Annotated in this window: 10 protein-coding genes and 1 pseudogene; 8 read left to right on the forward strand and 3 right to left on the reverse strand. The window is 43.9% G+C overall.

The features are described from left to right. Nucleotides 1–21 precede the first annotated feature (21 nt). Together ACQ4MX_RS23630 and ACQ4MX_RS23635 are read left to right on the forward strand one after the other, a co-directional pair. A complete protein-coding gene (locus ACQ4MX_RS23630) occupies nucleotides 22–2,415 on the forward strand; it encodes a polyprenyl synthetase family protein (RefSeq protein WP_431087652.1) in 2,394 nt (797 codons plus the stop codon). Between the two features lie 320 nt (nucleotides 2,416–2,735). Continuing rightward, nucleotides 2,736–4,481, forward strand: coding sequence for a methyl-accepting chemotaxis protein (locus tag ACQ4MX_RS23635; protein WP_431087653.1), 1,746 nt, complete (start codon nucleotides 2,736–2,738; stop codon nucleotides 4,479–4,481). 199 nt (nucleotides 4,482–4,680) lie between these two features. On the opposite strand, the gene ACQ4MX_RS23640 is transcribed toward ACQ4MX_RS23635, so the two are convergent. Next, nucleotides 4,681–5,250, reverse strand: coding sequence for a DUF1697 domain-containing protein (locus ACQ4MX_RS23640; protein WP_431087654.1), 570 nt, complete (start codon nucleotides 5,248–5,250; stop codon nucleotides 4,681–4,683). Between the two features lie 704 nt (nucleotides 5,251–5,954). Here ACQ4MX_RS23640 and ACQ4MX_RS23645 point away from each other — a divergent pair. Continuing rightward, the gene (locus ACQ4MX_RS23645; protein ID WP_431087655.1) at nucleotides 5,955–6,902 is read left to right on the forward strand and encodes an ADP-ribosylglycohydrolase family protein; all 948 of its coding nucleotides are present in this window, start codon (nucleotides 5,955–5,957) and stop codon (nucleotides 6,900–6,902) included. A 179-nt stretch (nucleotides 6,903–7,081) separates the two neighbouring features. Continuing rightward, complete coding sequence (locus ACQ4MX_RS23650; protein WP_431087656.1) at nucleotides 7,082–7,621, forward strand: CueP family metal-binding protein; 540 nt, start codon at nucleotides 7,082–7,084, stop codon at nucleotides 7,619–7,621. A 190-nt stretch (nucleotides 7,622–7,811) separates the two neighbouring features. Here ACQ4MX_RS23650 and ACQ4MX_RS23655 read toward each other — a convergent pair whose 3' ends face one another. Together ACQ4MX_RS23655 and ACQ4MX_RS23660 are read right to left on the reverse strand one after the other, a co-directional pair. Beyond that, on the reverse strand, nucleotides 7,812–8,114 hold the full coding sequence (locus ACQ4MX_RS23655) for a hypothetical protein (RefSeq protein ID WP_431087657.1): 303 nt from the start codon (nucleotides 8,112–8,114) through the stop codon (nucleotides 7,812–7,814). Nucleotides 8,115–8,196: 82 nt separating this feature from the next. After that, nucleotides 8,197–8,409, reverse strand: a pseudogene (locus ACQ4MX_RS23660) (MFS transporter); the annotation flags it as partial. Nucleotides 8,410–8,551: 142 nt separating this feature from the next. Here ACQ4MX_RS23660 and ACQ4MX_RS23665 point away from each other — a divergent pair. From ACQ4MX_RS23665 to xerA, 4 genes are all read left to right on the forward strand, one after another. After that, the gene (locus ACQ4MX_RS23665) at nucleotides 8,552–9,547 is read left to right on the forward strand and encodes an ABC transporter substrate-binding protein (protein ID WP_431087658.1); all 996 of its coding nucleotides are present in this window, start codon (nucleotides 8,552–8,554) and stop codon (nucleotides 9,545–9,547) included. Nucleotides 9,548–9,928: 381 nt separating this feature from the next. After that, nucleotides 9,929–11,992, forward strand: coding sequence for a methyl-accepting chemotaxis protein (locus tag ACQ4MX_RS23670; protein ID WP_431087659.1), 2,064 nt, complete (start codon nucleotides 9,929–9,931; stop codon nucleotides 11,990–11,992). 156 nt (nucleotides 11,993–12,148) lie between these two features. Then, entirely contained in the window at nucleotides 12,149–12,532 is a 384-nt protein-coding gene (locus ACQ4MX_RS23675; RefSeq protein WP_431087661.1) for an immunity 22 family protein, read from the forward strand. 276 nt (nucleotides 12,533–12,808) lie between these two features. After that, entirely contained in the window at nucleotides 12,809–13,948 is a 1,140-nt protein-coding gene (xerA, locus tag ACQ4MX_RS23680; RefSeq protein WP_431087662.1) for a site-specific tyrosine recombinase/integron integrase, read from the forward strand. The last annotated feature ends 553 nt before the right edge of the window (nucleotides 13,949–14,501 follow it).

Here is a 14,501-nt window from a genome sequence, read left to right on the forward strand (position 1 = left end):
ACAAAAATAGAAGTTGAGGTAATGCATCGTATGAATGAGAAATTTATAAATCATGCCAATACAGGGTATCAGCTGGCTGAGCAGAAGGCGGTTCAGTATTTTGCATCACTTTATGCACAGGTCGTAGACAAGACTTATGTGACTGCCTTGACAGAGGATATCCAAATGTGGAAAAGGAATCATATTCATCATGCTTCATGGCTATCCTTCTTTTCGCGGGCAAATAAAAAGCCTGATACTCGGGATTATCATAAATACATTCAATGGCTGAATTATACAGGAAAATTGGATGATTATCTGGATCGAAGCGTCTCCTATATTTATATGAGGGATTTAGGCAAAGCTCTTAATTCTCCTGATACACAGACCCGGATTAAGCGTGTCATTACTGACATAAAAAAACACTTGATTCAATCCACCAGTGCAAACGAGGGAGACCAGCCCGAATTTATGAATTTGGCTGGGGTGTATCGGTGGGCCCAGAAGGAAGGCATAGAAACCGCCACGATCTGGGTAATCAATAAACTTAGGTCCGTATCCTCCCATATTCCAAAGGAAATGGATGCAGCGCAAGCCCAGCGCAAACTGATTAAGATCATAATCGGGGTTATTCTGCATGTGATAGAAGAAATGGACGATAAAGTATCACCTGCGGAACGTGCTCGCAGACTGGATGAAGCCATTAGGCTTGGTTATTCCTATGGTCTAACCTATCCTTTCATTGACGATCTTCTCGATTCCCAGGTTTTGACCGTTCAAGAGAAAGAACAATACTCCCGCATGATACGTTCCGCGCTTCTCACTGGATCTGTGCCTGAGTTGGGCGATTGGACCGGAAATAATATGAAGTTAATTCAATACATACATTCGGAGCTCTCGGATGCTTTTGAGTATATTAAGAAACATCAGCGGTCAGACACACAGCAAACATTTTTCGAGCAGTCCTATGTTTTTTTCCATTCTCAGGATATCGACCGCGTCAAGGACCTAACGCATGCTAATTACACCAATGAAGAGCTTTATATACCTGTCATTTTAAAATCTGCTTCTTCCCGATTGATTGTCCGTTCCGTGATTGGTGCTCCTGAGGATGAGGGCTTTGAGCAACGAACATTCTTTTATGGTATCTATAACCAGTTAGCTGATGATTTTGCGGATATGGTTGACGATATGAGAGACGGTGCGGTAACGCCCTATACCTACTATTTAAAATACCATGAACAGCGTTCGGATCTAATCAACCCCTTTGAGTTATACTGGGTGGTCATTTCCTATTTGATCCATAACGTGTATGATTCCGATGCCATGGCCTGTGAGGTGATACTGGATCGTGCAATGAATGGACTCAAACGTTATAAAGAGCGTGTAGGTACTGAAATGTATAATGAAATGATGGAGATCTTTGCATCCGGAAATCCGGAATTCAATCGTCTCATACAGCAGATGGTGCGACAAGCGGATGATGTAGATTTCTTTGATAAACTGCTTCGGGACCAGATGATTACCCATCTGAAAAACGATTCGAAAGAAAAGGAAGATTTTTTTAATACGATCACAACGGTTCGCCATCAGATTAACAACCAATTGAAAATTACCAAACCTCATGGGATTCCAGCGATGAAAGAGCAGCTTATTGATGCAGCAAATTACAGTCTCGAAGGGGATGGGAAGCGGATACGGCCTATATTGACTTGGGTGATGGGCGTGAACGAATATGGACTGAACGCATCGGCAATCGTGCCTCTTTTGAGATCATTAGAGTATATGCATACCGCATCCTTGATCTTCGATGATCTGCCTTCTCAGGATAATGCATCTACCCGCAGAGGGCGTCAGACCTTACATCAGGTGCATAATAGCGCTACCGCGGAATTAACCGGATTGTATCTGATTCAGAAGGCGATTGGGGAACAATCGTCACTTGATCAGTTTAATGCTGAGACTGTACTTGCTTTGATACAATACTCGGCCCAAAAGGCAGAAGATATGTGTATGGGACAGGCGATGGATCTGGATTCCAAAGGAAAGGAATTGACACTGGAGCAGTTAAATATGGTGTGCTTTTACAAAACCGGAGTGGCATTTGAGGCTTGTCTGGTGATGCCTGCCATGCTCGCACAGGTCAAGGAGTCAGAAATTACTGCTTTGAAGAAATTTGCCTATCATGCGGGGATTGCTTTTCAGATTAAAGATGATTTGCTTGATGTGGAAGGAGATCTGCTCTTACTCGGAAAACCTGTTGGCCAGGATTCTGAGAACAACCATTCGAATTTCGTATCCATCCTGGGTCAGGAAGGTGCCAGTAAAGAGATGTGGGAACACTACTGTCTTGCTATGGAAGCTTTGAAAGAGGTACCTCGCAACATCGCTTTTCTGAAGCATTTAATGAATTATATGGTTAACCGGGACCGTTAAAAAGGTCTGCATCCCATTGCTTAATAGAAGCGATGGGGTATTTTGCCTTAGGGTAAAGCAGCGGTTCAACTCTTCATCATATCCATTAAAACTTGATATGCAATGGGCGTCCACTCATGAAACTGGGGAGCTTGTGAGTTGGGCATAACTTGAATGAATATTCTTTATTTTAGCAGTACTGTTATTTCTCTTATAAAAATCAAGCACTTTCTACCGATATATATATCATCACGGTGTAATCTCTTAATTCTTATGGTTTGGGGGATAGTATCCATGGGAGCAACGTGATCTATTATACATAGACGACTGGAGGAGTTTTGATGAGAACAAAACTATCAGACAGCACTAAAAAAGTAAAAGGATTTAGAGATTTAAAGGTCACGACAACGATGGTCTCCATGATCATGATCAGCTTGGTGGGGTTGCTCGTTGTATCGTTGGTAGGGGTTCTCGGCATGTATCAAGCTAAAGAGGGCCAAGGTATTTTGTATATGGATCGCTTTCAGCACCAAACGAATATTCTGGAAGTGAAAAGTGATTTTTATAACATGCGGGCCAACTACACCAAAGTACTCGATAATGAGGAGTACACAGATAAACAATATAAGCAGGTACAGAAGGGAAAAGACAGCGTTACATCAGGGTTAAGTAAATTCTCGCAAAAGAATCTGGACCCGAAGGAACAGAAATTGTACGAGGAACTAAGAGGCAGCATAGACACATATTATCAGAATATTGAGCAGATCATGGCAGTCAAAAAAAATACTGGAACGTATGACAAGGAAGAGAGAGGCCGGATTAATACATCCAGTACGGCAATTGTTAAGATACTGACTAGTATTTCTGATTACAATAATGAACAATCAGCCAACTTATATCAGAATACACAAAATGAGATTAACATGCGCACGATTGTTTTGATCGTGATTCTGGCCCTGGTGATGGCTGTTCTTGGTATGATCTCCTTTTCGGCCATTCGGAATATCCGTTCCCGGATGAGCACCATTACGAAATACTGTGAAGAGATTACCCAAGGCAATTTAACGGCAGCCCTTGATCCGACCCTGCTCAAGGGTAATAATGAAATCGCTGTCATTGCACGTGCCATTCAACAAATGACAGATTCAACCTCAATGGTTATTACGGGAGTTATCAATGAATCCCACCAAATAAATCAGCTAAGTGATCAGACGAATCATAATATGACAGATCTCAATGAGCGGATTAGAGATGTATCGGCTACGGTCGAACAGCTGTCAGCAGCAATGGAGGAGACTTCGGCATATACAGAAAACATGAATCATTCTGCGGATGAAATGCAGCGGGCGGCAGAGTACATTTCGCTCAAAACTCAAGAAAAAGCGCAGTCTGCCTATGATACAAGCCTAAAAGCCGAAGCGTTGAAGCATCAAGCTAGTGAGTCTAATAAAGCGTCCAAAGAGATTTACCGGAAGACCAGTGAAAAGATGACGGAAGCGCTGGAACAAGCCAAGGCGGTAGACCAAATTCGTATACTCTCCCAGTCCATTCTGGAAATTACGGCGCAAACCAATTTACTGGCTCTAAATGCATCTATTGAAGCGGCTCGTGCCGGTGAGTCAGGTCGGGGGTTTGCGGTTGTGGCTAACGAAATTCGCAAGTTGGCAGATGGGTCCAAGCAAGCGGTAGACCAAATTCAGAGTGTTACTCAAGAGGTTGTGCAATCTGTAGCCAATCTGACGACCAATGCCGGGGAATTACTGGATTTCCTGCATGCCAAGGTGGGCAAGGATTATCAGCTGCTTGAGGATACGGCAGAGCAATATTACAACGATGTAGTTGAGCATACGAATACAGTTAATGATTTGAACGCCACCTCCAAGCAGGTGAATGCAACGATCCAAACCATGGTGAGAGCTATCCGCGAGATTGCAACAGCCAGCGAACAGTCCGCCGTATCTACCCAGCACATTGCTGAGAACATGGTTTCATCGACGGAAAAGTCTCTTGAAGTGGCGCAACAGTCTGATCAGGTGAAGGAAAGCGCTACCAGATTAAATGAACTGGTCGATGGTTTTACAATTTGATGAAGCTAGTCTGGTGAGTGGTATTCTATATGAAGGGTTGACTTCATCAGCTCGATAGCCAGAATCTAGAGGGAACAATACATCCAAGAAATGCACTTGGGGAGCCGCAAGAAGGCTCCCTTTTTGATTTTATTCTCTACGGTTGCTTTTGGATTTGTCTACTAAACGAAAACAAAATGCTTAGGAAGGAGACTTCCAATCAGGAGTCTAATGCACGTAACTCTTCCTGTTCAGCGGTTTGCATTAGCTTATAAATCTGCCGGGTCGTGTTCACATTCCGCACCGTCATATGCTGATACAGGTTGGTTCCGGCCAGTTTCGTCATCCCACTTTTTGTGACATGTTCTCTGCTGACAGAAAACAGAATGGCCCCGGACGTATACATTACGTTGCCTATTCCAGCCTTCAGAGGAAGCTTGTCCAGAACGGAAATATCGTTAATTTCATCCCAGAGAAACAATACATCACTTTTCATCTGTGTATCATTAGACCATTCCTCCGGCAATACCTCCATAATAGTTTGGATTTCGGCCATATTACGGACAATGACCCGGATAGGTAAGCTAAAATCCTCCAGAATCGCCTGCTCCAGTTGGAGTGATAGCTCCTCGTTGGATTGAACTTCACTGGAAAAAATGATGTTTCCGGAGTTGATGTAAGTCGTCACATGGCTCATGCCTGCCTTCTCAAACGTTTCCTTGAGCTTTTTCATATTAATCTTGTTGTTGCCACCCACATTAATGCCCCGCAGCAATGCGACATAGATCATATAAGACCCACCTCTCTTGTACAAAAGGATTTTATTAACACAGGATAGGTATTCAAATAAATACGTGGTTTGATTTTCGCCCAGCAAATGATGCAACAACGGCTCTACGTGCTTGAGCTTGATAAATTCATTTTTGGTTTCGTATGTGTTTCTATATTTGAGCAGTACCATTAATTCATTATGCCGCCTTGTGAATCCAGCCAGATTAATTTTACAATATAGGCTGTAATGGATAGATTATATAATGAAGGGATGGCAACATGCTAACTTTAGGAAAAAGACTTACCTATGCAAGGAGGAAAAATGTCATTTTCTAAAATATACGACTATAAACTAAGAGCTTATTCAACAAACTCATTTCTGAATTAAATCATGAAGAGATATTTTATTCCTACCCTGATCAAAGAGCAAAATCTAAGAATATTAACCATGAATATTAACGAGAAAGAGGATATTTCACTGGTGCGCTGGCATAATTTATTTGATGGATTATCATTTGCCAAAATGGACGTCATTCTAAACGAAGTACGCCGAAGCATCTAACGATGTATATGATTTTCAATAAGCCTTTCGTAGATGCAAAGGTATTTATGAAGACCTATAGTTCTGATAAAAATAAGATTTTTCAGATCCTTCTCGACTGTGTGAATGAGTATCAATCGTAATACGTTAGTTATCACAATTGTAAAGAGGGTAGAGCCAGAATGGCACTTATTAAGGATCGTTTTTTTGGATGTCTGGTTGGGCTGGCTGCGGGTGATGCTTTGGGAACCACGTTGGAATTCAGCAGTCCAGGTACATTTGAACCTGTAACGGATATCGTGGGCGGCGGTGTATTCGGACTGAAGCCGGGACAATGGACGGACGATACATCCATGGCGCTCTGTTTGGCCGAGAGTCTGGTGCGAAAAGATGAATTTGATCCGGCAGACCAAATGCGGCGATACACCAATTGGTACTATGTGGGATATATGAGTAGCACAGGAACGTGCTTTGATATTGGCGGTGCGACGAGAGGGGCGCTGCATCGGTTCGAAGCCACTGGAGATCCGTACAGCGGATCTGTTGACCCCATGAGCGCAGGAAACGGCTCCATTATGAGGCTTGCACCTGTTGCTATGGCCTATGCGCACCGTCCGGAAGAGGCGCTGATGTATGCCGAGATGAGTTCACGCACCACTCATGGAGCAGTGGAAAGTGTTGAGGCCTGCGCTGTGCTTGCTTCAATTCTTATAGCAGCTCTGCGCGGGGAAGACAAAGAAGCAATGTTATCGGCCGACGTGTGCCGAAAGTGGCGGCGGGACAAGCCAGCTTATTCGGTAGCAATTGAAGGAATCATTCAGGGATCTTACCGCCATAAAGAGCCGCCCGAAATCCAGGGAACCGGTTATGTCATTCGTTCCCTTGAGGCTGCATTGTGGGCATTTCATCATTCAACTTCCTTTGAAAATGGGGCACTGCTGGCAGTAAACCTTGGGGATGATGCCGATACAACGGGAGCGGTGTACGGACAGATTGCCGGGGCTTATTACGGGCAAAGTGGAATTCCAGTCCATTGGCGTGAGAAGCTGTCAATGAAGGAAACGATTGATGAACTTACTGAGGCTTTATGGAAGAAGGGCGAAAAGAACCTAAATGTAGATCTCCAATAACTAAGTAGAAATGGCCGCTGGGCATCATCGATTTGGGAGAGAACACCACCTATTTGCTCCATTTTTGACCTGTACGAGAGATGAATGTGAGCATATGGTGACATAAAGAGTTCATCCAGCCCATTATGAAGTGCACTCCTTTATAATAGTAAAAAAAGGGACAAGGAGATGAACTCAAGATGAAAAAAATACCCTTGATAGCTACGGGGGTGGTTGCGGTTGCCATAGGGGCATACCTGATTGCAGGAAATGCCCAGCGAGAAGAAGCCGACAACCAGGGAGCGTCAAATATCAAGCAATTGGTACAAGATTTCAGTACAAAAAAGGCCACGGCTCAGTCCACTTCCATCACTTCCAGTCAGTTGAGCGTATCGGAGGATGGCACCACAACCAAGACCTACGATCTGCCTGATAATGAGTTTTTTGTTTCGATAGCGCCATATTTGGAACAGACCCACCCTTGTGCAACCCATAGCCTGACCGGCTGTCAAGGCGAAATGAAGGATGAAGAGTTCAGTGTAACGATTCATGATTCTGATGGAAATTCAGTCATGAATAAAGCTTTAATAAAATCCCAGCCGAATGGATTTATTGATCTATGGCTGCCGCGTGACAAAACCTATAGTGTTACTGTGGAGCATGAAGGGAAAACTGCAAAATCCAAAATCACTACGTTTGAAAACGACGATACTTGTATGACCACCATGCAATTGGGTTAACGCAGTGAATCTAAATCCATTATTCCACTGGATTCAGAGTTTTTGGAACTCCTGAGTATCTTAGCGTTATGAAGAACGTATGCCTCGGCTTGTTCCAAATCTACAGCATAGCTGGAAGTGCAAGCGTACGAACAGGTGTGAAAAAAATAAACGAGTCGACCAAGAATTAAGTTCTTGGAACGACTCGTTTTTAAGATGGGTTAGACATTGAATCCAGAATCATATGATCAGGCTTCAAAGAACCGTCTTGTATCCCTTTATCAATCATCTCTTCTAAAAAGTGATTATGAAAATCCTCTTTGATAAAACGCTCAAAGCGGGCTGCTAACTCTTCTTTTTGACATTTATGCTTGTAGTAAAGATCAAAAAACATGATAAATCGTAGTTCCTTCCCATGTTCTTTGGCAAAATCAATCCAGCTGTACAGCAAGCTTCGCAGACCTTCTTTCCCGCTTATATTGTCTTCATTGCCCGCCTTCATAAACTCGGTCATATTTGTGAGTATGTTCATAGCTACTTCAAAAACCAGTTCGTCCAGACTTTTAAAATATTTATAAAAGGTAACTCTGCTGCTGAGTGAGAGCCAGGCCGATTAAAATCATTTTCTTACGTCCATATTGGTCAGACCAACGTCCGCCAATCAGTGAAAACAAGAACTGAGCTGTACCAAAAGCAGCAACCAGGTATCCAGTAGCCGTGCCGGCAGCATGAAACTGTCTTAAATAATCTGGCAAAATAGGAATGACCATGCCTTGCATCAGGCAAACTCCCAAAAAAGAAAAACAGATGCTACTGTGCTATGTCTGCGTTCCCGTTGAGCGTTCTGTACTGCCTTTTATCATTGACAAAATTACATTTCTCCGTCATAATCCAAAAATGATAATGATTATCATTATCTTAAAATGTACATACATGAGGAGAATATGTTCTATGAAAAAAGGTTTGAGCGGGGTTTTATTGTTGCTGATTTTTGCGCTTGTTCTGGCAGGTTGCGGAGCTGCAAGCAATACATCGGAAAGCCAGAAGGCAACTCCGGACAGCACACCATCCGAAGCGGCTGGTCCTGTGAAGGTAAAGCATCATCGTGGCGAGATCACACTTGACAGCCCGGCCAAGCGTGTTGTCGTGCTGGAATGGACATTTACGGAGGATATGGTTGCGCTGGGCGTTCAGCCGATTGGTAATGCGGATAATGCCGGATACAAGCAGTATGTATCTTCGGAGGCGGCTTTGGACAGCAGCGTGACCGATGTTGGAACGCGCGACGAGCCCAATCTGGAGGCGATTGCTGCATTGAAGCCGGATCTGATTATTTCCAATGTTGATGGAAATGCAGCTATCTATGATCAACTGAAAGCCATTGCACCGACAGTCGAATATAGTCTGAATAGCGGTAAAGGCTACGATTATGACAAAATGGTAGAGATTTTCAACAACATCGCGGTCGCTCTTGGAAAAGAAGACAAAGCGAAGCAGGTGCTGAAGGAACTAGATCAGCATTATGCACAGGCCAAAGAAAAGCTCGCCACCGCGGGTAAAGCGGACTTCCATTATATTCTGACACAGGCGTTCACTTATCAAAATGCGGCCAGCCTGCGCATGTTCGCGGATAACTCGGTCGTCGTAGGCACACTGGCGAAGATCGGGCTGGTTAACGATTGGAAACCGGCCAAGCTTGAACCGTATGGTTTTTCAACGGTAGGCATTGAAGCGTTGTCTGCCGTTCAGGACAGCAACTTCCTCTATATTGTGCAGCCGGACGATGATGTTTTCGGTGCAGCGCTGAAAAGTAATTCGGTCTGGAACGGCCTGAATTTTGTCAAAGAAAAACGTACCTATGCATTGGACAGCAAGACATGGACGTTTGGCGGTCCTGTCTCGTCAAAAGCGTTGGTCGACAACGCTGTTGCGGCGATTACGAAATGAGCAGGGACTGAGTATTCTGTCCGGTATATAACTGGCGCATGGCAAGCATGAATGGGGCGGTCTGACCGCTCTCATCGTGCTTTTTTTATAGGCTTATAAATGGCTGCTATCTCGTTGTATCTCTATTCGTTGGTTCCCCATTTTGTTCATTCTCCAGTTTATCCTTCCCCGCAGCTACAGGGTTCTCCTCATAGCTAATCAAGTTACTCGTCGACCGGAATGAGCCTGGGGACATCCGCTGCATCTTCTGTATATTTATGGGCACCCAGGTCCCGTGCAATACCTTAATTTGTATATACTAAAAGCCTATTAAAATAGCCGCATACTTCCGACATATTATCTAAGAGCTTTTTGCTCAATATTCCTTGGGGAGATGGCAGCATGTCACAAAATATGAAAAAGCGCGTATACAGATCATCCAGCATCGCGAATACATTGGCCTTGGTGCTGTTAGTCATTATCGTTGTTGTCTTTGCAACCTTGGGGACGTTCATGTTTGCAAGCACGCAAAGCATACTTATCAAGCAGCAAGAGGCCATGCTCCAGACCAAGACGCAGGCCATTGTCAGTCAATTCGATGCGTTGTTTAAGGAAAAGGGATCGCTTGTCAAACAAATGTCAACGAACAACCTTTTTCAGCAATACATAGAAACAACCCAATCGTCAGAAATGGTGAAAACTTCTCCATATGCTGCAGAAACAGAAGCGACTCTGGCAGCCATTGTAAAGGCAGAGCCATCTTTTGCCGACGCCTGGATTGCAGGAATATCTGGCAAAGGCTTCTTTCTTCAGAATGATGGTGCTGCTTCCAAACCGGATTACGATATCCAAAAACGCCCGTTCTTCAAACCAGCTGTTGAAGCAAACGGTTTATACTACTCGGATCCCTATATTGACGTCGCTACGGGTAGTGTGCTCATGGGTATTTTCTATCCGATCAAAGATAACAGTAACAAACTAATTGGATTTGCTGCAGCTGATATTGCCTTCAAAGATATTCCTGCCCTTATGCAAAGCTATTCGCTCGGAAGCACAGGTTATTCGATTCTTGCATCCAAAACAGGTGATATTTTGTATCACCCCGATCAGACTAAAGTGTTGAAAGAAAAGATTAACGAAAGCACAGGTGATCTTGGGGAGATTGGAAAGAAAATGATTGCCGGTGAGTCCGGAGTACAGCTGATTAATGATAATGGAGAACCTCGCTATATCGGGTATGCAACCAGTAAAGATACCGGGTGGTCCGTAGGCTTAACCATTTCTCAACAAGAGGCGCTCGCAGAATTAAAAGCCTTTACCTGGCTTACCATTGGCGGTTTTGCTGCTGCCACAATCCTACTGGTTGTGATTTGTTATATAACGCTCCGTTATCTGTTGAGATCGATACCGAAGTTGCTCGCCAAAATCAAGCTGATTGAAAATGGAGATTTGACCGTTCAGTTTGATACGCATTCCAACAACGAAATCGGGCAAATTTCTCATGGAGTTTACCATATGGTTCAAAAAATTCAAGGCATGCTCCAAATGGTGGGCAGCTCAGCTCAAGTCTTGAATCGGTCTTCTGACGATCTGCAATCCATTTCTTCCAAAACCGCAATAACGATGAACGATACTGCGACAGCAATCAATGAAATTGCCAATGCGACGAACTACCAGTCCATCGAAACGGAGAACATTTTACAAAAAACCGGGGCATTATCCGGGCAAATTGACGAAATTGCCAATGATGCTAAAGCCATAGAAACGATGGTGCAAATCTCTGCTGAGCAAAGCGGACAGGGGCTGGCTGTAGTTGATCAGTTATCCAAATGGGCGGAAGAGAACCACAATTCCACACAAGCGATGTCTTCTATTATTCAGGAGATTGATCTAAGCCGTCATGAGATTTCGAGCTTCGTGGACACGGTCAATCAAATTGCAACGCAGACCAACCTTCTGGCGCTCAATGCTTCCATTGAAGCTGCACGTGCAGGAGAACAGGGCAAAGGGTTTGCCGTTGTTGCCGGGGAGGTTCGCAAGCTGGCTGAGCAGACTGCGCTGGCGACACAGGAAATCTACAAGAAGGTACGTGTGATTGAAGAAAAAACCAGTGTTTCGGTTGAGCATACAGTTCACAGCCTGAAAATTGCAGAAGAAAATGCCAGATCGGTGGAGAACACCAAGCAAGTATTTTTTAGTATTAACAAAGATTTGGAAGATTTGAAATTGCGAATGTTCCAGATCAGCAATAACACCTCCAAAGTCCACAAGCACAAAGATGAGATTTTGCAGGCCCTGGAGATCATCTCTTCCACCACGGAGGAGAATTCCGCTTCAACCGAAGAGGTTAGCGCCAGCACGCAGGAACAATTGGATAGCTTCGAACAGGTTGCTGAACTATCCAAACAATTGAATCAATTGTCCAATAAGCTTCAAGACGAATTAAGTCAGTTTAAGGTTGAGTAACTAGCTTAGGAATGATTTTGGCTAAGTATGCAGCAAAGCCCGCGAACAGCGCGGGCTTTTTAGCTTCAACAGCTGTTGTGGGGTAGAGGGCATGGTAGATGGTGTGGGATACAGATAGACTAAACGCATAAACTGAAATATTAGCGGGGTGAAGATATGAATTGCTTTGAAAAAAATGTGGTATCGGTCTGGTATGGTCACTTTGCCTCTGATGATGAGTTATTTGAATATGTTGAGATCAAATATCCGGAAGATGAGAATAAGGATGTTTTTAGCGGTTTTTTAAATGACCATGAAATAGATGATTTTGACGAAGATTTTGCTGAAGGAGTCTTTCTGATGGATGGAGCAGATGATGACATAAAAGATGTTTCCTATGTTGATTCTTTTTTATCTCCACTATTACATGACTTGAGTAAAATAGATGGTAAATATAATTCGTTGTTCTTTATATATGATTGTAATACAAGCGGTTTGCCTGAAAAAAACGGCGACAAAATGTGCTTTTTAGCCGTATATCCTTATTGTATTAACAAATAATCAGGCTTAAGTGGGGAGTAGAACGAATAGCTACTGAACCTGAAGCTGGAGTATCTGTTGGAGAAGGTGACGGCAGTGCTATGGGATGATGTGACGGAGGAACTGGGCAAGTAAAGGTAAGACATTTTATGATAATGTAAATTGGACTTAATGGATCAATAATTTACTCTGAAAGAATCAGGGACTTAAGATGAATATCCATCTTAAGTCCCTTTCTTTGTACAAAATTAGATTTCCAATTTTTTGAACGGCTGATATACTAAGGAGGCAAACGAGATGAAGATTAACCTACTTTATCGGGATGAAAAAATGATCGGCGTACAGTTGGAGCGATACGGAGTCGAGGAGCGAGAAGGAATTCGGTCCATACCGGGCAGGAAATGGGTTCCGGACGAAAAAATCTGGACGATTCCGTACAGTATCGCGGCTGTAGAAAGCCTGTTGGAAGCGTATCGGAGCTGCGAGTTCGAGTGCGACGAGCACTTGAATAAAGAGCTGCCGTATATCTGGGAATGGCTGGATCAGCGGGGCGCGCAGGCCAATGTGGTTCTCTCTTCTTCGGAACGAGGTGAATGGAATCCGGATCAACGGAAAGAATTGCGCGATGCATTGGTGGCAAGGGGTTACAGCAGCAAGACGATTAAAGCTTACATATCGCAAACGGAACGCTTTTTCGCCGATTTGCAAGGGGCCGAAGCAAGTATAAATGATGCGGCGGTGCAAAAATATGCGCTGGCGCTGCTCAAAAAAGGCCTTTCGCACGCTTATGTTAACCAAGCGATCAGCGCGCTGAAATTTTACTTTCGTCATGTGCTAAAGCAGCCAAAATCTGCCGCCTATGTTCGTCCGAAAAAGGAGAGTAAACTGCCGGATGTGCTGTCCCTGAATGAGGTCATGCGTCTGTTGAAAGCAGTGAAAAATCCGAAGCATCGGGCTATTCTGTACCTGACGTATACATCCGGGCTGCGGGTAAGCGAAGTGGTGAGGTTGCGTCCCGAAGACTGCGACTGGGAACGGAAAGTGCTGAAAGTCCGTCAGGGAAAAGGCAGGAAGGACCGGCAAACGCTGCTCTCCGAAGCGGCTTTTGCGGTGGTCGAGCAGTACATAGGGGCGGAGCAGCCGGAAGACTGGCTGTTTCCAGGGCAGAGGGAAGGCCGCCACCTGACGGAACGTTCAGCGCAGAAAGTGTTTGAAAAAGCGCTGGCTGAAGCGGGCATTCGCAAACAGGTGAGTATCCATTCGCTAAGGTATTCTTTTGCGACCCACTTGCTGGAGAATGGGATCGATCTTCGCTATATTCAGGAACTGCTAGGGCACCAGAGTGTGCGAACGACGGAGCGGTATACACATGTGAGCAGGCGGGACATTGGGCGGATTCAAAGTCCGTTGGATCGGATGGGCGGACTGGAGGATTGAAACGCAGAAAGTGCGGGAATAAGGAGAAAAGTGCAGGATTCACGAAGTTCGTGAATATGACGAAGAGAGCATTCTTTCGGAAGTTCGTAAATAAGACGTTATACAATAGAATCAAAATGAAAAAGAGCCAGAAGGCTCTCAATCTAAAGATATATGTAATTCGTTATGCAGGTGAAGAGTGTCCTTAAAACCTTGCAAATAAATTTCACGTTCTAGAATAGCTTGAACAGAAAGCTCAGCATCATCGTAAAGGAATAGGGTCTTCTGTATATTCTCCGGTACTCCTTCATGTAACTGCTTGAAGTAGAGATTCCGTTCGGATGAGAACTGGTTGTAGCTGGAGTTGTTTTTGATAAGCTCGCCATATAAAGATTCAATTCGAGTATGAATCAGTGAATCAAGTAAGACTTCTAAAGAATTATGCATTTTGAACACCATCCAATGTATTTGATTTTATGAATAAAAGTTCAACTTATTAAATATAATTTTAACATATCGAATAATTAAGTCAATACATGTTGAAGATGTTTTTGATAAAGAAAATATACTTTCA

This window comes from Paenibacillus sp. 8b26, from assembly GCF_050626875.1.
In the GTDB taxonomy this organism is placed as follows: Bacteria; Bacillota; Bacilli; order Paenibacillales; family Paenibacillaceae; genus Paenibacillus.